Genomic DNA, 22,764 nt, shown 5'->3' with positions numbered 1-22,764 from the left:
GAATCACTCATTACATCTACAATTCGCTCGTCTCGTCCTATGATAAAAGACTAATGAACTTCATGTAAAAAATAAATGCTGCAAGAAACAGCGATTCTTTTAGATAACGATAGTGCTGTTCTTTTAAATCACAGTAAAAAAGCAGCCATGACATGTCGAAAAAAGAAAGATTATCAACTTATAAAGGGTATCTTAAACTGTGCGTATATGATATATATAATTCATTTCAAAAATAAAAAACTACCACAGTATTATGCCATGTTTTCAGAGTAAAAAGGTTGTAGTTAATCTAGAAGTGAAGTTTGTTTCGATAGATTCATTTACTATTTATAACACTCTTATTAAATAACCGATCTACTTTAATGATTTTGAGACTTTCGTTGTTCATGTAGATATTTTAATATATAATTATAACATTAACTGTTAGGTAATAAGGTCTATTCCAAATACCATAATCGTCTATTGAGTACAATTTTGGTACATTTGATGATATTCGACAAAATAAGACATTGAACCTATTTAGTACCTATGGTAGTATTCCATAAGTAGAAAATAGATTTTATAGGTATTTAGATATAAATGAGAAGGTAACAAAAAAGAATTTTTACTATATTATAAGAAAGTGAGGTTGGGACAAAAATATGGAGAGCTCTCAAGCTCAATTAAGAGCAAATAGATTACCGTTCCAAGAAGAACCCGAAAGAAACCTAGAAAGTTTTGAAGAGTTGCCGGTATATACTGAGAAAGAGTATCAGGAGTTAAATAAAAAACTTGTTTTATTTAAAGAAGAAACATTCGAAAAATTACAAAGCTACGGTGTGTTAATTAAGTTGTTTGAAGAAGAAGTTTCAAACAAAAAAGCCTTAGAGAGCCAGTTGAAAATATTTCAAGATCAAATGCATGAATTGAAAACAGAGTTAGTTAATACCCAAGCAGAAAACAAAAAAACAAAAAGAGAACTGAATGCTCTGAAAAATTCTAAACTTGGAAAATTAACAAAAAAATACTGGTCTTTACGTAAGAGATTGCATAAAGGAGCAAATAAGTCATGAAAGATCTTTCAGTGTTAAAATCTGATTTTGCTAAGTTCCAAAGTCAAATTTTGAATGATATAGCCCCCTATTTAATAACTAATCAATCATTTCTAAGAGCTGAAAACTGGTTCTATCAGTCTGCTGATATTTTTATGTACAATCAAAAAGAAAAATTATTTATATCGTCTGAGAGCGAGAACAAAAATTATATCTCTTACTTGGAGAAAAACAATAGTTTTAGCTATTTGCCTACTCACGATTTAAAAACGTTACCTAATGAAGAGTTTGAAATTCAAATTAAAGGAGAAATTTTTGGTAAAGCTCATGTAAACTTAATGGTTATTGAGTATTCAGGTAGCAAAAAAATTAATGTTCACGCTGTTTCATTAAATAAAGTTACAAGAATAAAGATGAATCAAAAAACTCAAAATCTTCGTTTAGCTCTGCGCATTTCAAATAAAGGTATTGCCACTATTGAGGATATTTATATTCAAAGAATAAAGCAAGAAATCCCCAATACGTATGTATCAAACCCTAAAAAAATCTCCAAGAATAACCCGTCTACAATCAGCGATATTAAAATGGCATGTATTTTAGATGAGTTTAGCATGACTTGCTTTGGAAAAGAAGTTAATTTACTTACTTTTACAACAGAAAATTGGAAAGAAATTTTAATTGAAGACACTCCAGATCTTTTATTCGTAGAATCTGCTTGGAGAGGTAATTTTGGAGCTTGGGAATATAAAATAGCAAAATATAATAACCAAGACAAAACCCCTCTGTTTGACTTATTAAGATGGTGTAAAGAAAACAATATTCCTACAGTGTTTTGGAATAAAGAAGATCCAATTCATTTTGAAAAATTCATTGATACTGCTAAATTATTCGATTGTATCTTCACAACAGATGCAGATATGATACCAAACTATCAAAAAGAATCAGGTCATGAACGCGTTTTTGCTTTGCCTTTTTCTGCAGAGCCTCAATTACACAACCCAATCAAAATACGAGAGAAACGTGAAGAAAAAATTTGTTTCGCAGGTTCTTATTACGATAACCGTCACGAAGAGCGCAAACAAGATATGGATAATGTGTTAGACATTGCAGCTGAGTTCGGTTTAGATATCTTTGACAGAAACTATGAGAAAAATAAAAATGGTCGCACGCATTTTAGCTTTCCAGAGCGATTCGATCAGAATATTAAAGGTAGTTTGAAGTATGATGAAATTAATACAGCATATAAAGGCTACAAAGTCATGCTCAATGTTAATAGTGTTAAATACTCTCCAACTATGTTTTCTAGACGTGTATTTGAAGGTTTAGCATGTGGAACGCCTATCATTAGCAGTTATTCTGAAGGTGTAAAGCGAATGTTTAAAGATATTGTATTAATATCTGAAAACAAGCAAGAATTAAAAGAATCTATTGAAAAATTAATGGACGATGAAGAATATTACAATGAAAAATCTTTAGTTGGTATACGAGAGGTTTATCTGAATCATACATATAAGCATCGAATCCATTATATGTTAGAACAGCTAGGGATAACTGTCAAAAAAGATATTAAGAATGTTTCTGTTTTATCTGTAGCTAAATCTAAAGTAGAATTTTTTAATATTCTTGATTCCTTTAAGCGACAAAGCTGGAAAGGAAAAGAGTTAATCGTTCTTTTGGAAAATTTTGATGGGTATGTAGATATTTTAAATGAGTATAATCAAGAAAATATTAAGACATACGTGCTGAGTTACATGAATCATTACAACCGTATTAATGAGATTATATCTAACCCTTATATTTCTTATTTTAATCCAGACAGCTTCTATGGAGAAAATTACTTACTTGATTTAATGATTGCGACAGAATATAGTAATGCAGAAATTATTGGTAAAAATACTTTTTATCAATATGATTTCCAGAATAAAGAAGTAACTAAATATAATCAAGATAAAGAGTACCAATATGTAGACAGTCTGCAATTTGAGTCCTCAATTGTAGATAAATCTATTTTCCATGGAGAAAATATAATAGAAGCGGTAACAAAAATGAGATCAAACAGCTCAATGGCTTTGTATTTTATGAGAGGCTTTAGATTGCTAAGCATTGATAACTACAACTTTATTAGAGCTGGAGTAGGAGTTTCTGAAGATATAATTAATAAAATTCAAAAATAGGTGAATTATTAATGAGAAAAAAGTTAAAAGTGCTTTTATATGGTGATGTAGATTTAAACATTATGGATGGTTCAGCGGTTTGGTTGACATCGATGGCGAACGTACTAAATTATGACAAAAATATAGTTGTTGACGTATTGTTAAAAGCTCGAATTAAAAATCGAAACTTACTTTCTGAAATAGAAAATTTAAGTCAAGTTAACACTATTGATACATTTAATTTATTTAATAAGAAATTTGAAAATGGTAATCGTCTCAATATATTTGAAGCAGTAAAATTAATGGAAGAATTAAATGAGGTCAACCAATACGATTGTATTATTGTGCGTGGATACAAGTTAGCAATTGAATTAATGAAGAGTCCTTTATCGTCAAAAATTGTACCGTATTTTACAGAATTCACACATAATCCAGACGAAATTACGAGTGAAGAAAAACAAGTTCTTCAAAAAATTTATAGTACTTTTCCAAAAATATTTGTACAAACGAATGAAACGAAAAACTTGTTAAACAGTATTTTGTCGGTGAAAGGTGAAAAGTTCTGTTTACTAACGCCCATGATTCCTGATTATGGGGAAACACCGGATTTTGTTAATCGAAACAACAGCTTAGTCTATACGGGGAAATTTGCTAAAGGGTGGTACACAGAAGAAATTTTAGATGCATTTAAGTCTGTGTATGAAGAAGATCATAGTCTTGTATTAAATATTGCTGGAGATAAATTCCAAGGGGAATTAATCCCTGAAAAAGATCGCATTATTAACCGTTTTAATACTGAAAGTAATGTAAATTGGTTGGGTGCGATTCCGAGAAGTGAATCTATAAAACTTGTGGAAGAATCTGATGTTGGAGTTGGATGGAGAAGCGAGTTAATTGATAACGACACTAGCGTAGAGTTATCTACTAAAATATTGGAATATGGAAGGCAAGGCAAACCAGTTTTACTTCGTCGAACAAAAATGTACGAAGATTTGCTAGGAAAAGATTATTTCTTGTTTGTAGATAACGAAGAAGAATTCGTAAGAAAAACCCTAGAAGTTATGTATAATCGTAATCTTTATAAGAAGACAGCTCAAACTATTTACAATGCATGCCGATATTATACATTCAAGGAATCGTATAAACGTTTAAAAGACATGCTATGGGGCTTTAATAATCAAAAAACCAAGCTATTATTCGCGGGTCATGACCTGAAGTTTATTGACATGGCGCTTCAATATTTTAAGCAAAATTCAAAATTTGAAGTAAAGGTAGATCAATGGCAGGGACATAATAACCATGATGAAGCTTACAGTAAAGAATGTTTAGAATGGGCAGATGTGATCTTTTGTGAATGGGGATTAGGAAATGCAGTTTGGTATTCTAAGCACAAGAGTATTGATCAAAAATTAATCGTGAGAATGCATTTACAAGAACGAGTCACAGAGTTTCCAAGTCAATTTCATATAGAAAACATAGATCAGATTATAGCTATTTCCCCCTATATATTTGAAGAATTTCATAGGGTGAATCACATTCCAAGAAATAAAATGACTATGATTTATAATATGGTTGATACGATGAAATTTGATAAACCTAAATTGAATAAAGAAGAAATACAATTTAACTTAGGTATATGCGGTATTCTTCCGAGTAGAAAGCGCTTGGATCGGGCTCTCAATATATTTGAGGGATTATGGAATAAAGATAAAAGATATAAGCTGTTTGTAAAAAGTCGTATGCCACAAGAATTATCTTGGTTAATGAATAGACCGCAGGAAAAACAATATTATGATGAAGTGTTTGACCGTATAAAAAAAGCCCCGTGGGGTAAAAATGTTGTTTTCGATCAACACGGCAATGATATGGACAAATGGTTCCAGAAAATAGGTTATGTATTATCCACAAGTGAGTATGAAAGTTTTCATTTGGCACCTATGGAAGGAATGGCTGCAGGTAGCACGCCTTTGTTGTTACACTGGCCTGGTGCAGAAACTATCTATCCAAAAGAATATCTCTTCAATGACGAGGAAGAGGTGATTACATATGTATGTAATCGGAAAAATTACAAACAGAAAATTGCAAGTAAATTGAAGAAGTATTCACAAAGTGAATTTGATAAATCTGTAATTATAAAGAAGATAGAAGAAGTTATTTTATTATAATTAGATTGTAGAAATTATTGAGGAAAAAGGAGGGACTTTATGAATAAGGATACCTCTGTAATAGATATAGAATATATTTTTAATGTTGATTTAACTTATTTGTTTAAACGAACAGATGTACAGGGGAAAGCAGCTGTTTCAAGAGCGGAAGGGATTTATAACCATAATATATACCTTCATCAATCGCTGCCTGAAATGAGATTTGAGAAGGCTGACGATATTTGGTCTCTAAGTGGAGAACCTGAAAACACCTATAAAGTATATTTATATTCATTACAATTTATTAGTTTATTAAATAACGGATATGAACAGTCTGACGATTTGAAATACCTGGAAAAAATAGAGCAAATCCTTGAGAGTTGGATTTCCTTTGAAAATAATTCGACTGATAAGCGAGTATGGTATGACTTTGCCGTAGCCAACCGAGTAATAGTAATAACCCATTATTTAATGTTATGTAAAAGAGCGAATTATGAGTTAAACCCTGTTTTTAAGAAAAAAATGGCTATTGCTATGTTGAAAAATGGAGAATATTTATTTTCAGATGAGCATTATGTAGATAATAATCATGGAATTATGATGGACCGGGCGTTATTACAATTATCTTTGTTCTTTAGATATGAATCATTTGGTGAAAAGTGGCTGAAAAAGGCTATTAATCGCTTAGAAAAACAAATAAAAATTAGTTTCACTAAAGAGTATATAAACGTTGAAAATTCACCTGAATACCATTATCATACATACCATTTATTTGAGGAGCTACAAGCATTTTTAGACATTAATAAAATTAATTTAGCAGAAAATACACTCGGCTACATATTGAAGGAAATTTATAAACAACATCTTCATTTATTAAAGCCAGATTTAACGTATCCTCTTATAGGAGATACTAATCATAAATACTTTAATAATGGAAAATATATTCCCGATTCAATTGTATTTCCTGAAACTGGATTAGCGATATTAAAAAAGAAAAAAAGCTATTTAACTTTAAAATCAGGATTTTCAAATACAAGCCATAAACATTTTGACGATTTATCTTTTACATTTTCATATAAAGGCACTGATTTATTCATTGATAGTGGAAAGTACAATTATGACAACAAAAGTAAATATAGAAAATACGTAGTTTCAGCTATGGCACATAATACAATTGTCGTTGACGATAAGAACTATTCACTAAATTTAGATAATCAAAACCAGCTAGGAATTAGTAGTTATCACTTAGAGAACGACTTTGCTGGAGTAGAAGTCACTAACAATTTATATGAGGATATAAACATAACTAGAAGATTAATTCATATATATCCTAATCTGATTATTTTGGTAGATGATATTAAATCAAATAACGATCATAAATATTCCCAAGTTTTCAATTTGAACGGAACACTTAATTTTAATGCTATGACTAAAGAGCAAGTAATTGGTCATCATCACAAAGGGAATTTAAAGCTAGAAATGAATCAGCATCTTCCAACGGATTATATTTCTTCCTATCATGGGTACGAAGATGAAGAAAATATTAGAGGTTTTAATTCAATTTCTTTTGCTAAGTTAGAACCATGTTACAATATGGAGTTTGTCCATCAGAAAAAACGTGAGGCTAAATTTTTAACCTCTATTCTAGCAGCTGAAGATAATGCTGTTGACAATGAAGTTAAAGAATTTACTCTTCTAAAAGAAGATAAAACTAACCTAGTATTTTCTGTAGAAGATAATAAGGGGATGCTAAGTTTATATCACTATGAGTACACCGAGGGCATCAAGAGAATTTTTGATATAAAGGACATTTTATACAAATATTCAGCTTCTTCTCGTGAGCTAGTAATCGATATGAAAGATGACACATCTGATTTTGAATTTGCTTGCTATTTATTAGTTAATAATAAAATAGTAAAAAAAGAAGGTTATAGAGATGCTATTAAATTTCATTTTAACTCCATACCTTCTGGTAATATTAGCATTTGGCTTTTTATTCGTAATAAAGATGATCATGATATTAAAATTTTGAAAAAACAGGAAATCTCACAGATTTAAAACTTTAATAGGGGTAAATATGAAAGATAAAATTTTAGAAAATGAGAAGGTATTTAGGTCTATTCAAGACGTAACATATTATTTTGAAGAGGGTGAAGTAAAAGACCACCTAATAATTGTGTTTTCAGCTGTCAATCCTCCTGGAACTTTTGCTTATAATTACATTTCAACTTTAGAAAATCTGAATTGCCATAAATTATTTATTTTAGATAATTACGGAGAACAAGGAGCTTATTATTTAGGTCATAAAAAAGATTTTTCTATCGAAACTTCTGTAATGTCTTTAATTATGTCTATTATTGCGAAATATCAGGTAAAATTGAACAATGTTATAACTGTCGGTTCCTCTAAAGGTGGCTATGCAGCTTTATATTATGCATTGAAATATGGATTTGGACATGCTATTGCTGGTGGACCCCAAGTTAAATTAGGTGATTTTTTATACGATCAAGGCAAGAATTTTGAGATTGCAAAGTATATAGCAGGAGATCTTAACCAGGAAAATCATGAATATTTAAATAGCTTACTGATGAGTATTATTCCTGATAAAGAATATGCCTTAACAGATATTTATTTACATGTAGGCAATGGTGATCATCATTATCCTAACCATATTATGCCTTTCATTGAATACTTGGATAGTCTCAAATATGAGAAATACCAATTAGATATTCAAGAATACGAGAGCCATGATGGTTTAAGACAATTTTTCCCTCCTTATTTATGTGAAAAGCTAGGGGAGATCACAGGAATACCTTCATATGAGATAAATCCTATTAAAAGGATTAATTTAGGAGTAGTTAATAACACATTTACAGTAGAATGTGTAACTACGAATACTCCAAATCAGAATTATCAATATGCATATTATATATATAAGGACAACAAAGTGTATGAAAAAATCTTTTATTCAAAGGCAAATAAGTTAAATTATTCTTTAGATAAGTCTGGTTTATATAAATGCAAAGTATTCGTAAAGGATCAACATGGAAGAAAGTATATTCAAATGAGCGAGCCAGTAAACATTAAATAATAATTTACAAGAATTTTTTAATAGAGAGGGTTTTAGAAATTATGAAATTATGTACAGTGGGATTAGGATATATTGGATTACCGACTTCAATTATGTTTGCAAAGCATGATGTAGAAGTTATTGGAGTAGATATTAGTCCACGAGTAATTGAATCACTTAATAATGGAAAAATTCATTTAGAAGAGCCAGGGTTACAAGAAGCTCTAAATGAAGTTATTGCTAAAGGCACATTTAAAGCAGCTTTACAACCTGAAAAAGCAGATGCATTTATAGTAGCAGTTCCAACACCAAACAATAATGATGAGAATAAGTCATGTGATTTGTCATATGTTTTAAGTGCTGTAAACATGGTTATTCCTCACTTAGAAAAAGGAAACGTGCTAATTGTAGAGTCTACTATTGCACCAAGAAGTATGGATGATTATGTAAAACCTGTATTAGAAGCTGCTGGATATGAGATAGGTAAAGATATTTTCTTAGTACATTGTCCAGAACGTGTTCTACCGGGACAAATCCTTCATGAATTGGTTCATAATAACCGTATTGTTGGTGGAATGACACCGAATTGTACGGAGGCCGGTGCAATGGTTTATAGTACATTCGTCAAAGGTGAAATTATTAAAACAGATGCAAAAACGGCAGAAATGTCTAAACTGATGGAAAACACATTCCGTGATGTAAATATTGCATTAGCCAATGAATTAGCAAAGGTTTGTAACGAATTAGAAATTAATGCGTTGGAAGTAGTAGAAATGGCTAATAAACATCCTCGTGTTAACCTTCATACGCCAGGTCCAGGTGTAGGAGGACACTGTTTAGCAGTTGATCCATATTTTATTGTAGCCAAAGCTCCTAAAACAGCACAGCTTATTAACTTAGCTAGAACAATTAATACATCTATGCCTCATTATGTTGTTGAGAACGCTAATAAATTAATGGAAAAAGTAGATGGAAAAATTATCACAGTATTTGGTTTAACATACAAAGGAAATGTGGATGATATCCGTGAAAGTCCAGCAATGGAAATTTATGATATTTTAAAAGCGGAAGGTAAATATGAAGTACGTGCATTTGATCCACATGTAGAACAAGAGTGGGTTGTAAGTGATATTAAGGATGCTGTTCAGAATTCTGATTTAGTATTAATTTTAAGTGATCATAATGAGTTTAAAGAATTAAATTGGGATGAACTAAATGGAATGTCTACAAAGCAAATTTTTGATACTAAAAATATTGTGACAAATCGTTCAGATAATTTTAGTTACATTAACTATGGAAATCTACATGTATCTCTTAAGAAGAAAGAAGTAATGGCATGAATTTTATAGGGAGGATTTTGCAAGAACAATCCTCAAATCTTCACTTAATATTTCGATTAGCTCTTTATGATATAAAAAGTAAGTATCAAATGCACTATCTAGGAGCTGTATGGCAGTTTTTAAATCCTGCCATACAAGTTCTTTTATATTGGTTAGTATTTGGGTTAGGAATTAGGGGGGGACAACCTATAGATGATGTTCCCTTCTTTGCATGGTTAATTGTAGGGTTAATACCATGGTTTTTTATAAGTCCTGTAATTATTCAAGGAGCAAATAGTGTATACACTAAGGTTAACTTAGTTTCTAAAATGAAGTTCCCTGTAAGCGTATTGCCAACTATTACAATAATTAGTAATGGGCTACAATTCATAGTAATGTTACTAGTATTAGGAGTTATCTTTTTAGTGTATGGGATTAATCCAGGAATATATATAGTACAGTTACCTTACTATATATTCTCTTTATTAGTTTTTTTATTTGCTTTCACTTTATTGTTTTCTACAATTTCTACAATTATCAGGGATTTTCAATTAGTTTTGCAATCTGTAATGAGAATGATGCTTTATTTGTTGCCAGTACTATGGGATACATCTAAACTGCCTCATTTATTTCAAACTATCCTTAAACTAAATCCGTTATATTATATTTTGGAAGGTTTTAGGTATACGTTATTAGAACATGTTTGGTTTTATGAAGACTGGATTTATACTTTATATTTTTGGAGTATTACGCTACTAATTCTATTAATTGGTTCATTTATCCATATAAAGTTTAGAGATAAATTTATTGATTACCTGTAATCAAGGAGTTAATTTGATGAAGTTAAAGGTACAATTTGATGAAGTAAGCAAAAAGTATATACTATATAAAAAAAAATCAGATAAACTTTTAGATATTTTTTCTAGTGAGAAAAACGAACAATCTTTTTTTGCCTTACGAGAAGCTTCTTTTAAAGTTTACGAAGGAGAAACAATAGGTGTAGTAGGAATCAATGGATCTGGAAAGTCGACTCTATCAAATCTATTATCTCAGGTGGTACCACCTACGTCAGGTAATATTGATATTCAAGGGGAAACTTCATTGATTGCTATCTCTGCAGGTTTAAACAATCAATTGTCAGGCTTGGAAAATATAGAACTAAAATGCCTAATGCTTGGATTAAGCAAAGAAGAAATTAATGAAATTAAACCTAGTATAATTGATTTTGCTGATTTGGGTAAGTTTATTAATCAGCCCGTAAAAAACTATTCAAGTGGGATGAAATCCCGCTTAGGTTTTGCAATCTCAGTTCACACTAATCCAGATATATTAGTTGTAGATGAAGCTTTATCTGTAGGAGATCAAACTTTCTATGATAAATGCCTCAATAAAATTAATGAATTCAAAAAAACTGGAAAAACTATTTTCTTTATCAGTCATTCTTTATCTCAAATAGATAACCTTTGTGATAGAGTCTTGTGGTTGCATTTTGGAGAGGTTAAAGAGTTTGGGGACACAGATGTAGTTTTAGATAATTATAGAAACTATATAAAGTGGTTTAATAAATTGACTGAAGATGAAAAAAAGAGTTACCGGCTAGAAATGATAGAAAAACAATCTCAAGAGCAAACAGCTATGTCTCAGTCCACTAAATATCCTATATATCCAGTAAATGAAAGAACAAAAAGACGAAAAAGAGAGAATGCAAAAAGTGGAAGGAAAAAATTCCACTTACAATTATTCTCGTTGGCAAGTGTTGTTTTGATTTTAGCAAGTTGTATGTTTTATTTTAATTAAGACTTTACATTTTAGGAGGAAATATATTATGTATAAAAAAATGCTCATCCCTATTTTAGGAATATCCTTTATTTTTGCAGGTTGTAGTGCAGATAATACAGCTGCCCCTGAAAAACAAAATAAGTCTCAAGTAGAAGATAATAAATCTAAATCAGATGCTAAAATTGAAAATGCTACTATCGAAAATGGAAAAGATAATGTTCTTGAAGTTAAAGCGAAGGCAACTGGAAAAGGCGTAGAGTATGCTTATTATGTTTATAAAGGCGAAGATATTATAAAAAAAGTCTATTATACTTCTAACACTAGTTTTAAATACAAAGCTAAGGAGCCAGGAGAGTATAAGGTCACTGTCTTTGTACAAGATAAAACGGGAAAACGCATATCTAAAGATACAGACACAGTTACTATAAATTAAGAGGTAAAAGGTTATCGATAAGTCATATGACTTAGATAACCTTTTTTTATTTAAGAGTCGAAGGTGTTTCTCGTCAAAGAGTAACACTCAAAGTTCACCTCTCACATACAAGCGTCATTATTCCATGTGTAACAAACATTATCAGTCGAACAATACAATCCCCTATGTTTTAAATTAAATCGTTATTTCACCCTTTATGAAGCATATAGTACAATCTATGATAGTAGGCTTTTGTTGAAGTCAACATGAATAAATGGGCAAACTTGGCTAGCCAGCTGTAAACAGTTAGAAAGAAAAATAATTGCCGAACATAATATTAGTAATGAAAAGGTAAAGCTGATTTACTATCAAAATTATATGGAGAAATGCTAAAAAGGGATGGAAGAAGTTAAGCAGCTACTAAGTTTACACTTTGAGGAGTGCAAGCTAAGATTATTAGTGAGGATAAGGATATTTGGTTGTAGAAAATATTATTAAAGAGAATTAATTCTATAATTATAGCTATGATAAAAAAGAGTACTATCATTTTTGCTACTTAATTTATTTTGTTTCGTTGAAAACAAAAAATATTTTTTAGATAGGGAATTATAAAATGGATTTTTTTCATTTAAAACTCTAGGAGATGTCTTTAATGTTAAAGAGGAATTCTATTAATATTTTATTTTTAGTTTCTATTCTGCTTGTTATTAGGTTAACCATGTTCCCAGAAAGTTCGTTAGGAATTGGTGAAGGAAAAGGTGGTATCAATCTTGTGCCATTCTACACAATGAGGGATTTATTATTTCATCATTCATTTAGCGACTTTATTCTAAATAATATAGGAAATATTGTTTTGTTTTTACCGTTTGGTTTTTTCTTACCCATGAGGTTTAAAAAAATAAATAATTTGCCAAAAAGTTTCCTCGTGGGAATGTTCTTTTCTGCACTCATTGAAATAGTTCAACTATTTATGCCAAATCGGTGGACAGATATTGATGATGTTCTCTTAAATACTTTAGGAACAGGCATAGGATATAGTTTATTTAAAGTATTAAATCAGATAGAGATTTACATGAAAGAAGGCTAGTAACAGCCTTCTTGTGTTTTGTAAAAGAGAGAAAAAACCTATCGCGATAAATGTAGGTTATCCCCATCATTGTTTTTTTACTATATAGTTCTGTGAGGGAAATAAAGGTTTAAGAAAAGAAGCCATCGAATAAAGCTATCATGAGTATATATGTAAAAAAGATCTCTAATTTCTAGAGATCTTTTTGTATCTGTAGAGTAAAAGTAAAAACAGTGCCCCACCAAATGAATCGATAGCCACATCGATAATTCGCCCGTCACGCCCAATAATAAAAGCTTGATGTAGTTCGTCTAAAAAAGCAAAACAAGCGAGTAAAAACCATGCTTTTACATATCTCCAAGAACTTTTTTTCAAATTCCAGTAAATTAATAGGGCTAACAAGCCGAAGAAAGAGATATGAGCAATTTTACGTAAGATAAATTCTAAATTAAAGCCGTATGTATAAGACGTATAAAATTCACTGCCAGGATGTAACACGGACCAAAGAGTAGCTTTATGATTCCAGACTGAAGCATTGCTCCAAGAGTTTGGATCCGTCACTTGAAGATGAGGCGTGTGGGAAAAATGAGAAATAGCAAGTATCATTGCAACAACACAAATTCTTTTTAATATCATACAAAAAATCCCTTTTATTTAGATTTATCTTCATATCGTAAGAGAAAAGAAGTGAAAATGCAAGAAATATCCCTAAACGTCTTTCTCTTTGAATAATACATTAAGATATTTTCATATAGAAATATCTATTGTTTCCGCTTCATGTGACATAAGTTCTAACAACTTACTAAATATAGAAAAAGTTAAGACTATCAACATTTAACGACATGAAAAGGTCTTTTGAAGCGAAAATATTATCTTTTCATTCAAAAACCTTGTTATATCGCAAAATTCGACAAAAAATATCATCCCTATTTTCCTGTTTTTATGATAATATTAATTCTACGTTAATTTTTTGTTAAGTTTAATAGGGTCGTAAGTTGTGGGTCAGAGGGATTATATTAAATTATTAAAGAATAAATTGCAAATGGATAAGGTAAAAGAACCATAAAATTTTAAAAATAAATGCATCGAATTCTTAGAAACTTGTTGAAATTAAAGACAAGTTTTTAATTTTTATCTAATGAAGGATTAATATTCAAAAATAGTCATATAAAGCGCAATATGTATGGTGATGTCTCCTCAACCACTATCAAAGGAGGCACTCGGCTGCACTGTGGGTAGTAAATTACCTTAGACACGTTTGTTGTCAGGAGTGTGGCGTGAGGTGGGGTTAAATGCCCCTCTTAATTTATAAGCATTTACGAATGTGCTGCAGCTACAGCTTGTTCGTAAGTGCTTACAAAAAGTATATATAAATAGGAAGAAACAAGGAGTGAATGAAGATGAAAAAAATTAAAAAAGCTATTATTCCAGCTGCTGGACTCGGCACACGGTTTTTGCCCGCAACAAAAGCAATGCCAAAAGAAATGCTTCCAATCGTTGATAAACCAACTATTCAATATATCGTCGAAGAAGCGGTTCAATCGGGTATTGAAGACATCATCATCGTAACAGGCAAAGGAAAACGCGCAATTGAAGATCATTTTGATTATGCTCCAGAACTTGAAAATAATTTAGTCGAAAAAGAAAAATTTGATATTTTAGAAAAAGTGCGTCAATCCTCAAATGTTGAGATTCACTACATTCGTCAAAAAGAACCAAAAGGATTAGGACACGCCGTATGGTGTGCTCGTAACTTTATCGGCGAAGAGCCATTTGCCGTATTGTTAGGCGATGATATTGTCCAAGCGGAAACACCTTGTCTTCGTCAGTTGATGAATGAGTATGAACAAACGCTTTCGTCGGTAATAGGCGTGCAAACGGTTCCTGATAACCAAACGCATCGCTACGGCATCGTAGATCCAATATCAAACGACGGCCGCCGTCATCAAGTGAATACATTTGTAGAAAAGCCAGTCGCAGGAACAGCTCCTTCGAATCTAGCAATCATGGGGCGCTACGTCTTCACTCCTGAAATCTTTAAATTTTTGGAAGAACAAGAAGTGGGAGCGGGCGGTGAAATTCAATTAACAGATGCTATCCAAAAGTTAAATGAATTTCAACGAGTATTCGCGTATGACTTTGAAGGCAAGCGCTATGATGTAGGAGAAAAGCTAGGATTTATTCAGACAACCATTGAATTTGCTCTTCAACATGAGGACTTACGAAATAATTTATTAACAGTTATGGAAGATTTATTAAAAAAAGAAACGAAAAAACCAGTAGAAATAGAGTAGAATAGAAGGAGTGATTTGCGTTGCCATCAATTGCTGAACCTAAAACGGAAACTCCTATTCAACAAACACAAGTTGTACAAAAGAACGTTCAGCCTAATAATCAAGCTGGTTACCTTTTGACTAAGAGATGTATAGATGTAGCAGGAGCAATCTTTGGTTTACTTGTTTTGTTTGTTGTTTTTCTTATTGTCGGTCTTTTAATAAAGCTCGAAGACCCTAAAGGTTCAATTTTCTTCTCTCAAAAAAGAGTGGGGAAAAATGGTGAAGAATTTAATATGTATAAATTTCGTTCCATGGTTTCAGATGCCGAAGCAAAATTAGCTGAACTACTTGAAAAAAATGAAGCTACGGGCGCGATGTTTAAAATGAAAAACGATCCGCGTATTACGAAGATAGGGAGATTCATCCGAAAAACAAGTATTGATGAACTTCCTCAGTTAATCAACGTCTTAAAAGGAGATATGAGTCTAGTAGGTCCACGGCCGCCGCTTGTAAGAGAAGTAACCGAGTATACAGAATATCAAATGCAAAGATTGCTTGTCACTCCTGGCTGTACAGGACTATGGCAAGTAAGCGGAAGAAGCAACGTAGGGTTCGAAGAAATGGTCGAATTAGATTTAACATACATAACAACACGTTCCTTAACGGCAGATATTAAAATTATATGCCGAACTATTTTTATGCTGTTTGGCTCGAAAAATGCTTATTAACCAAAGAAAGCTGGTGTCTTAAAATGAACAAAAATTCAAAAATTTATGTAGCTGGCCACAGAGGACTTGTTGGTTCAGCTATCGTAAGAAAACTGCAAGAAAAAGGCTATAGTAATCTAGTATATCGCACAAGCGCTGAGCTAGATTTACGAGACAAGCCGCAAGTAGATGCATTTTTTGCTGAAGAAAAGCCAGAATTTGTGTTCTTAGCAGCCGCTAAAGTAGGCGGTATTGTGGCAAACAATGAATATCCAGCGGAATTTATTCATGATAACTTATTGATTCAATCAAATATCATTGATGCAGCGTATCGCCATGGTGTAGAGAAACTATTATTCCTAGGAAGTACATGTATTTATCCAAAATTAGCGCCTCAGCCGTTAAAAGAAAAGTACTTACTAACAGGTGCGCTTGAACCAACAAATGAACCGTATGCGATTGCTAAAATTGCCGGAATCAAAATGTGTGAATCGTATAACCGCCAATACGGAACAAAATATATCTCAGCAATGCCGACTAACCTTTACGGTCCAAATGACAACTTTGATCTTCATACATCACACGTTCTTCCTGCACTGCTTCGTAAATTCCACGAGGCGAAAGAAAGCAATGCACCGTTCGTTGAAATGTGGGGAACAGGCACACCAAAACGTGAATTTTTATATTCAGATGACCTAGCAGATGCGTGCGTATTCTTAATGAATACATACGGAGGAAACGAAATTGTAAATATTGGTGTGGGAGAAGATATTACGATTAAAGAGCTTGGCGAAAAAGTAAAAGCAGTTGTAGGTTATGAAGGAGATATTCAATTTGATACGTCAAAACCAGACGGAACGCCTCGTAAACTAGTAGATGTAACAAAACTGAACGGTCTTGGATGGAAAGCAGAAACAGCTTTAGAAGACGGTCTTCAAAAAGCGTATCAATGGTTTTTAGATAACGAACTAGCTGCAGCAAAATAATTAACTACTTTCAATTAAACTAAATACTAAAATAACAGTTGATATATATGGAGGATACGATGAAAACAGCATTAATTACAGGTGTAACAGGACAAGACGGATCATATTTAGCAGAATTTTTACTAGAAAAAGGTTATGAAGTTCACGGATTAATTCGCCGCAGCTCTTCTTATAACCAAGAGCGTTTAGAAGATCTTTTAACAGAAGAAGCAGCAAGCGCATTATTAAACAACTCAAACTTCCATCTTCACTACGGTGACGTAACGGACGCACTAAACGTTACGCGTATCATTGGTGAAATTCAGCCAGATGAAATTTATAATCTAGCAGCACAGTCACATGTACGCGTGTCTTTTGATATGCCTGGATATACATTAGATGTTGATGCAAAAGGTACGTTAAACATTCTTGAAGCTGTTCGTATTTTGGGGTTAACAGATAAAACACGAGTGTATCAGGCTTCTACATCTGAACTGTACGGTAAAGTACAAGAAGTACCGCAAAAAGAAACCACACCTTTCTACCCACGTTCTCCATACGGTGTAGCAAAAATTTACGGCTTCTGGATTACAAAGAACTACCGTGAATCTTATAATATGTTTGCAGTAAATGGTATTTTATTTAACCATGAGTCAGAGCGCCGCGGTGAAACGTTTGTAACGCGTAAAATCACGCTTGCTGCTTCACGTATTGCACAAGGTAAACAACAAAAATTAACACTAGGAAACTTAGATTCTCTACGCGACTGGGGTTATGCAAAAGACTATGTAGAATGCATGTGGTTAATTCTTCAGCATGATAAGCCGGAAGATTTTGTTATTGCAACAGGTGAGATGCACTCAGTGCGTGAATTTGTACAGCTTGCTTTCAAGCACACTGGCATCGAAATTGAATGGAGCGGTGAAGGCTTAGAAGAAAAAGGAACAAACAAAGCAACGGGTGAAGTGATTGTAGAAATCGATCCGAAGTTCTTCCGTCCTGCAGAAGTAGATCAATTGTTGGGTGATCCGACTAAGGCGAAGACATTATTGGGTTGGAATCCAACTAAAACTTCGTTTGAAGATTTAGTTCGTATAATGATTGAGGAAGATTTGAAAAAGACTAGTGAAGAGAAGAATATAAAACAAATGTTTGATTAATAAAGTAGCTTTAAGTGAGGGATATCAAGGTTTGTTAATTAAAAATTTAAATTATGAAAAGAAAATTATAGGCTTAGTCTGTTCGCTAATGGTCTTATTGTGTGTATTTGGCACAATAAATTATAAAATTTATTTCGGTTTCATTATTGGAGTTTTGGGAATCTTTATTATTGTAAATGATAAGTTATATAAAGCTCTTTTGTTTCTTATGATCTTTCTTTATATAATCCTTAATTATGGTGTTACGAACGTAGGGGTTAATGTTGGTGGTATATTAATTCCTATCGCTGAAGTTGTACTGCTAATAGGTTTAATTAGACTATTAAAACAAATTGTAAAAGGATTTAAACCACAAATAAATTATAAATTTGTGATTGTACCCATAGTATTGATTTTTATGGGCTTTTTATTTAAGATACCAGCTGATTTTCATAAATATGGGCAAATAGCTTTTAGAGATGCAACAAGCCATATCGAAATACTTTATTTTATAGTAGTGATAAATGAGATGTACGGTCTAAACAAGGAGAAAGTAGATAAATACTTGCTGAAGTTTTTATTAATTACCTTGAATATATTGTTTTTCTACTCCTTTTTCTATTTGAAAAAAGATTTGTTGCTTAATATATCTCCTGTTTATGAGGGATTCCAAAAGACCATTTACCTATTAGGGAATTTTAATTCTACCCATTTTTGGCTATTGTTTCTGATAATTGTAAATATGACGATTATATCAAATAAAAATAATAAAGGTAACAATGCCATTGTATTAATATTACACTTTCAAAATATTCTTTCTTCAGCTCTAATTTTTATAACTACTTCGAGAATAACAATCTTAACATATTTATTTTTTATTTTATTATTTTTACTAATAAATAAGAAGAAATACGCTTTTTATTTAATTAATTATTTAATAATCTTACTTATTTCATTATATGTATTATTACTTCTTAAAGTGAAAATTGAATCTCGCAGAGGAATAATAGATTTCAACTTTCTTAGCCATATGTTTCTAAGCATGTTTGGTGGTGGAGATATCCAATCGATGTCTAGTGGTGTGGATCAAAGAAAGACATGGTATAAAAGTGTTTTAGATAATAGTTTTAATATACGCTCTTTTTTTCTAGGTAGAGGATTCGGTATTCCTTTAATTGAATTTTATGACCCGCAGGGTTTCTTAGTAAGGGAACCTCATAATAGTATGCTGTCTATATATGCACGAATGGGTATTTTTGGGTTAATGACATGGTTAACTTTAATATTGTGTACAATCAAAGTCGGTTTAAGTAAAATAAAAAATAATAATTATGGTCTGTTATTATTGGCTTTAGTAATAATGGGTTTCTTTAATTCTCTTGTGGAACCTTATTTTGAATTACCTTATAACGAAGTTCCCTTTTTTTGTTTATTAGCTATATTGTATAAAGGAACTATAGAGACAGCAAAAGAATAAAGATAGTTAATATATGTATTATATTATTTTTCAAAATACTTATTTCTTTAGGGAAAATTAAATGCTATAAAATAGGTGGATACTTAATGAAAAAATCAATTATTTTATTTGAAAATCTCAATAATTCTCGACATATCTATGAAAAATTGCACAATCGCGAATTGAAAAAGGAACAATTAATCTATCTAGATTCTAATCCATCATTATTCTACCATTCGAAATACTATAGGTATAAAGATAAGATAAGAAAAATAAGAAAGATAGGATTACTTAAATTCATAACTTATCTGATTACAAAAAAAACTATAGTCGTTTCTGGAAGTCCAGGGTTCTATCAAAGATTTATATCAAAAAACATAATTTTTTTAAATCATGGGTGGGGTACAAAAAGTACACCTGGACATAATGAAATAACAAATAAAAAGGCAATGGGTAATTATAGAAATACTTTAAAAAGTTTAAAATACATTATTTGTTTAAGTGATTTTGATAGCACTTATTATTTAAATCATAAGGATTTGCTAGGAGAGAGCAAGCCAACCTTTGTGCCCCTAGGATCTCCTAGAAATGATTATTTAGTTAGAAATCAAAAAGACATTAGTTTGTTAAAAGAACTTGAAAAGGTATTTAATATAGATAAAAAAGAAAAAAAGGTAATATTATTTTCACCTACACATAGAGACGATAATATACGAAATGAAATTTATCTAGAGTCAATATTAAAAAGCTTTAATGATATAGATGAGAAATTAGGTGAGCAGGGTAAAACTATACTGTTCAGACCACATTATTATTCTAAGAATATCAAACACAAATTAGATAAATTTAACAACATTAAGTATGCTGGATTTGATGAATATCATGACGTTAGACCTCTAATGCTATTTTCAGATTATCTAATTACAGATTATAGTTCTATATTTGTCGACTACTTATTGATTAATAAGCCTATTATTTTTTATGTTCCAGATTTAAACGAATATTCCAAGTATAGAGGTCTAGTGATTGATTATAGTAATAATATTCATACTCCAGGACCTAAGATTGAAGATTTATCAGATTTATTAAAAATTACTGAACAAGATTTTTGTAATTATGATTTGGACAAGTCCAAACACTTTTTTCACAACTATACAGATGATAAGTCAACAGAGAGAATTAGTCAGTTCATAGAAAATGAATTTAATAAAATTTAGTCTGTATTCAATGGAACTATATAAGGAAGAGGGATTAAAATTAAAGTCTTATTTGTGCATAACTATTATCAACAAAGCGGCGGAGAAGATAAAGTTGTTGATCAAGAAATGAATCTTTTAAAAAAAAATGGAATTGAAGTAGATTTATATTCTATTCATAATGATGTTATAAAGGAATATGGCACTTTTGAAAAATTAAAAACGGGATTAGAGACTGTTTGGTCTTACAAAGAGTATAAAAGATTTAAAAATTATTTAATAAAACAAAAACCAGATATAGTCCATTCTCATAATTTTTTTCCTCTATTATCGCCGTCCATTTATTATGCTTGTAATAAATTAAATATCCCTGTAGTTCAAACTCTTCATAACTACAGGTTAATTTGTCCGGCTGCCACTTTTTTAAAGGAAGATAAAATATGTGAAAAATGTTTAAGTGCTTCTCTATTTAATTCTGTAAAGTACGGTTGTTATAGAGGTTCCAAAATTCAGACAGTTCCTGTGGTTTCAATGATTGGAATTAATAAGATGTTGGGCACTTGGAAAAACAAAGTTGATCGTTATATAGCTCTTACGAAATTTTCCAAAAATAAATTTGTCTCTTCTGGAATTCCAGAACAAAAAATCACTGTTAAAGGTAACTTTCTTCAGGAAAATTCGAATCAAGTTTTGAAACTTAGTGGAAATTCAAATAATCTAATATTTGTAGGAAGACTTTCTCCAGAAAAAGGAATACAAGATTTATTAGAAGCGTGGAATTTAGTTAGCAAAAAGAAGAATTCTAAGCTACTAATAATTGGAGAAGGTCCAGAAAAAAATCGTTTAGAAAAACTATATGATTCTGAGAATATAGTTTTTCTTGGAAAGAAAAATAGTGATGAAGTAATAATATATATGAAAGAGGCAAAATATCTTATAGTTCCTTCTATCTGGTATGAGGGTTTCCCCATGACCATTGTGGAAGCTTATTCAGTAGGAACTCCAGTTATTAGTAGTAATATAGGTTCCTTAAAAGAAGTTGTGATTAATGGAGAAACAGGTTTTCATTTCAATTATAGGGATATTGATAACCTCCACCAAGTCCTTGAAAGAGCTCTAGATTATGAACTACACGATCAGATGAAGGAAAACGTTCTGTCAAATTATAAAGAAAGATATAGTGAAGAGATAAACTTTAAAAAAATAATGCTTATTTATAACGAAGTGATTGAGGAGAAAAAGAATGGACAAATCTCAGCAGTTTAATTTTGGAAAGGTTATTTCTTCTAACATTACTGCATTAAACTTTAGTGAAACAGTCGGTATTGTTGAAAAATGGATTTCTAAAAAGAAAAATGATTATATTTGTATATGCAATACTCATTCAGCAGTCACGGCAAGTCAAAATGCTCTTTTTAAAGAATCTTTAGATAATGCAGGAATCTGCACCCCGGATGGTACTCCATTAGTTTGGGCTCTTAGACTTTATGGTTATAAAAATCAAGATAGAGTTGATGGGCCTAATTTAATGTTAAAATTATGCGAATTGTCTTCTCAAAAAGGATATAGAATTTTTCTATATGGTGGAACTAATGATACTTTGGACAAGTTAGAGCGGGTACTAAAAGAAAAATATAAAAATGTTAACATTGTAGGGAAATATTCTCCTCCTTTTAGAAATTTAGAAGAGTGTGAAGAAGAAGAAATTGCTCGAAAGGTTAACGAAACGAATCCTGATTTAGTATTTGTAAGCTTAGGTTGCCCAAAACAGGAAATTTGGATGAATAACAATAAAGACTCTATTAAAGGTATTATGATAGGTGTGGGAGCAGCTTTTGGTTTTATAATTGGCGAAATTAAAAGACCTCCAATTTTCCTCCAAAAAATGGGATTAGAATGGTTGTTTAGATTGGTCTCAGAACCTAAAAGGTTATGGAAAAGGTATGCTTATAATAATCCAATATATATATATAGATTTTTAAAAACTTATAGAAAAAATAAAAAATATACTCTAACTAAAAATTGTGTGAAATAAAAAACAGTAGTTTTTA

The 22,764-nt window shown here is 31.2% G+C and carries 19 protein-coding genes; 18 read left to right on the top strand and 1 reads right to left on the bottom strand.

The genetic code is table 11. The features are described from left to right. The first annotated feature begins 641 nt into the window (after positions 1-641). The 10 genes from WKH56_RS12630 (at position 642) to WKH56_RS12585 (ending at position 12,995) form a co-directional block, all read left to right on the top strand. Complete coding sequence (locus tag WKH56_RS12630) at positions 642-1,052, top strand: hypothetical protein (RefSeq protein WP_342835715.1); 411 nt, start codon at positions 642-644, stop codon at positions 1,050-1,052. After that, positions 1,049-3,205, top strand: coding sequence for a CgeB family protein (locus tag WKH56_RS12625; protein ID WP_342835713.1), 2,157 nt, complete (start codon positions 1,049-1,051; stop codon positions 3,203-3,205). Before WKH56_RS12630 ends, WKH56_RS12625 begins: the two co-directional genes overlap by 4 nt. Positions 3,206-3,216: 11 nt before the next feature. Then, complete coding sequence (locus WKH56_RS12620) at positions 3,217-5,349, top strand: glycosyltransferase (protein WP_342835711.1); 2,133 nt, start codon at positions 3,217-3,219, stop codon at positions 5,347-5,349. Between the two features lie 39 nt (positions 5,350-5,388). Next, a complete protein-coding gene (locus WKH56_RS12615; protein WP_342835709.1) occupies positions 5,389-7,386 on the top strand; it encodes a heparinase II/III domain-containing protein in 1,998 nt (665 codons plus the stop codon). A gap of 19 nt (positions 7,387-7,405) precedes the next feature. Beyond that, positions 7,406-8,419 carry an accessory Sec system protein Asp2 gene (locus WKH56_RS12610; RefSeq protein ID WP_342835707.1) on the top strand — a complete coding sequence of 338 codons (1,014 nt, stop codon included), beginning with the start codon at positions 7,406-7,408 and terminating at the stop codon, positions 8,417-8,419. Positions 8,420-8,460: 41 nt separating this feature from the next. Beyond that, positions 8,461-9,738 carry a nucleotide sugar dehydrogenase gene (locus tag WKH56_RS12605; protein ID WP_263034467.1) on the top strand — a complete coding sequence of 426 codons (1,278 nt, stop codon included), beginning with the start codon at positions 8,461-8,463 and terminating at the stop codon, positions 9,736-9,738. Beyond that, positions 9,735-10,538, top strand: coding sequence for an ABC transporter permease (locus WKH56_RS12600; RefSeq protein WP_034653780.1), 804 nt, complete (start codon positions 9,735-9,737; stop codon positions 10,536-10,538). The genes WKH56_RS12605 and WKH56_RS12600 overlap by 4 nt, the downstream gene beginning before the upstream one ends. A 16-nt stretch (positions 10,539-10,554) precedes the next feature. After that, positions 10,555-11,514 carry a teichoic acids export ABC transporter ATP-binding subunit TagH gene (gene tagH / locus WKH56_RS12595; RefSeq protein WP_342835704.1) on the top strand — a complete coding sequence of 320 codons (960 nt, stop codon included), beginning with the start codon at positions 10,555-10,557 and terminating at the stop codon, positions 11,512-11,514. A gap of 28 nt (positions 11,515-11,542) precedes the next feature. Beyond that, entirely contained in the window at positions 11,543-11,929 is a 387-nt protein-coding gene (locus WKH56_RS12590; protein WP_342835702.1) for a hypothetical protein, read from the top strand. Between the two features lie 631 nt (positions 11,930-12,560). Next, the gene (locus WKH56_RS12585; protein ID WP_342835700.1) at positions 12,561-12,995 is read left to right on the top strand and encodes a VanZ family protein; all 435 of its coding nucleotides are present in this window, start codon (positions 12,561-12,563) and stop codon (positions 12,993-12,995) included. A 165-nt stretch (positions 12,996-13,160) separates the two neighbouring features. On the opposite strand, the gene WKH56_RS12580 is transcribed toward WKH56_RS12585, so the two are convergent. Beyond that, on the bottom strand, positions 13,161-13,610 hold the full coding sequence (locus tag WKH56_RS12580) for a VanZ family protein (RefSeq protein ID WP_342835698.1): 450 nt from the start codon (positions 13,608-13,610) through the stop codon (positions 13,161-13,163). Between the two features lie 764 nt (positions 13,611-14,374). On the opposite strand from WKH56_RS12580, the gene galU reads away from it, so the two are divergent. From galU to WKH56_RS12540, 8 genes are all read left to right on the top strand, one after another. Then, positions 14,375-15,268 (top strand): UTP--glucose-1-phosphate uridylyltransferase GalU, encoded by an 894-nt coding sequence (gene galU / locus WKH56_RS12575; protein WP_342835696.1) that lies wholly within the window; start codon positions 14,375-14,377, stop codon positions 15,266-15,268. 56 nt (positions 15,269-15,324) lie between these two features. Continuing rightward, positions 15,325-15,978 carry a sugar transferase gene (locus tag WKH56_RS12570; RefSeq protein ID WP_342836056.1) on the top strand — a complete coding sequence of 218 codons (654 nt, stop codon included), beginning with the start codon at positions 15,325-15,327 and terminating at the stop codon, positions 15,976-15,978. A gap of 23 nt (positions 15,979-16,001) precedes the next feature. Beyond that, positions 16,002-16,943 (top strand): GDP-L-fucose synthase, encoded by a 942-nt coding sequence (gene fcl, locus WKH56_RS12565; RefSeq protein ID WP_342835694.1) that lies wholly within the window; start codon positions 16,002-16,004, stop codon positions 16,941-16,943. Between the two features lie 59 nt (positions 16,944-17,002). Continuing rightward, on the top strand, positions 17,003-18,082 hold the full coding sequence (gmd, locus tag WKH56_RS12560) for a GDP-mannose 4,6-dehydratase (RefSeq protein WP_342835692.1): 1,080 nt from the start codon (positions 17,003-17,005) through the stop codon (positions 18,080-18,082). Continuing rightward, positions 18,075-19,538, top strand: coding sequence for an O-antigen ligase family protein (locus WKH56_RS12555; protein WP_342835690.1), 1,464 nt, complete (start codon positions 18,075-18,077; stop codon positions 19,536-19,538). The genes gmd and WKH56_RS12555 overlap by 8 nt, the downstream gene beginning before the upstream one ends. A gap of 86 nt (positions 19,539-19,624) precedes the next feature. Then, positions 19,625-20,734, top strand: a complete 1,110-nt coding sequence (locus tag WKH56_RS12550) for a CDP-glycerol glycerophosphotransferase family protein (protein ID WP_342835688.1) — start codon at positions 19,625-19,627, stop codon at positions 20,732-20,734. A 54-nt stretch (positions 20,735-20,788) separates the two neighbouring features. After that, complete coding sequence (locus WKH56_RS12545) at positions 20,789-21,979, top strand: glycosyltransferase family 4 protein (RefSeq protein ID WP_342835686.1); 1,191 nt, start codon at positions 20,789-20,791, stop codon at positions 21,977-21,979. Further along, complete coding sequence (locus WKH56_RS12540) at positions 21,957-22,748, top strand: WecB/TagA/CpsF family glycosyltransferase (protein WP_342835685.1); 792 nt, start codon at positions 21,957-21,959, stop codon at positions 22,746-22,748. Before WKH56_RS12545 ends, WKH56_RS12540 begins: the two co-directional genes overlap by 23 nt. Positions 22,749-22,764 lie beyond the last annotated feature (16 nt).

It is taken from the genome of Priestia sp. SB1, from assembly GCF_038898415.1.
Note: the sequence above shows the minus strand (reverse complement) of the source record. Positions and strands in the feature narration are given on the sequence as shown.

Coding starts and splice junctions, on each gene's coding strand:
- WKH56_RS12630 (WP_342835715.1), top strand. CDS start 642: ATGGAGAGCTCTCAAGCTCAATTAAGAGCAAATAGATTACCGTTCCAA.
- WKH56_RS12625 (WP_342835713.1), top strand. CDS start 1,049: ATGAAAGATCTTTCAGTGTTAAAATCTGATTTTGCTAAGTTCCAAAGT.
- WKH56_RS12620 (WP_342835711.1), top strand. CDS start 3,217: ATGAGAAAAAAGTTAAAAGTGCTTTTATATGGTGATGTAGATTTAAAC.
- WKH56_RS12615 (WP_342835709.1), top strand. CDS start 5,389: ATGAATAAGGATACCTCTGTAATAGATATAGAATATATTTTTAATGTT.
- WKH56_RS12610 (WP_342835707.1), top strand. CDS start 7,406: ATGAAAGATAAAATTTTAGAAAATGAGAAGGTATTTAGGTCTATTCAA.
- WKH56_RS12605 (WP_263034467.1), top strand. CDS start 8,461: ATGAAATTATGTACAGTGGGATTAGGATATATTGGATTACCGACTTCA.
- WKH56_RS12600 (WP_034653780.1), top strand. CDS start 9,735: ATGAATTTTATAGGGAGGATTTTGCAAGAACAATCCTCAAATCTTCAC.
- tagH (WP_342835704.1), top strand. CDS start 10,555: ATGAAGTTAAAGGTACAATTTGATGAAGTAAGCAAAAAGTATATACTA.
- WKH56_RS12590 (WP_342835702.1), top strand. CDS start 11,543: ATGTATAAAAAAATGCTCATCCCTATTTTAGGAATATCCTTTATTTTT.
- WKH56_RS12585 (WP_342835700.1), top strand. CDS start 12,561: ATGTTAAAGAGGAATTCTATTAATATTTTATTTTTAGTTTCTATTCTG.
- WKH56_RS12580 (WP_342835698.1), bottom strand. CDS start 13,610: ATGATATTAAAAAGAATTTGTGTTGTTGCAATGATACTTGCTATTTCT.
- galU (WP_342835696.1), top strand. CDS start 14,375: ATGAAAAAAATTAAAAAAGCTATTATTCCAGCTGCTGGACTCGGCACA.
- fcl (WP_342835694.1), top strand. CDS start 16,002: ATGAACAAAAATTCAAAAATTTATGTAGCTGGCCACAGAGGACTTGTT.
- gmd (WP_342835692.1), top strand. CDS start 17,003: ATGAAAACAGCATTAATTACAGGTGTAACAGGACAAGACGGATCATAT.
- WKH56_RS12550 (WP_342835688.1), top strand. CDS start 19,625: ATGAAAAAATCAATTATTTTATTTGAAAATCTCAATAATTCTCGACAT.
- WKH56_RS12540 (WP_342835685.1), top strand. CDS start 21,957: ATGGACAAATCTCAGCAGTTTAATTTTGGAAAGGTTATTTCTTCTAAC.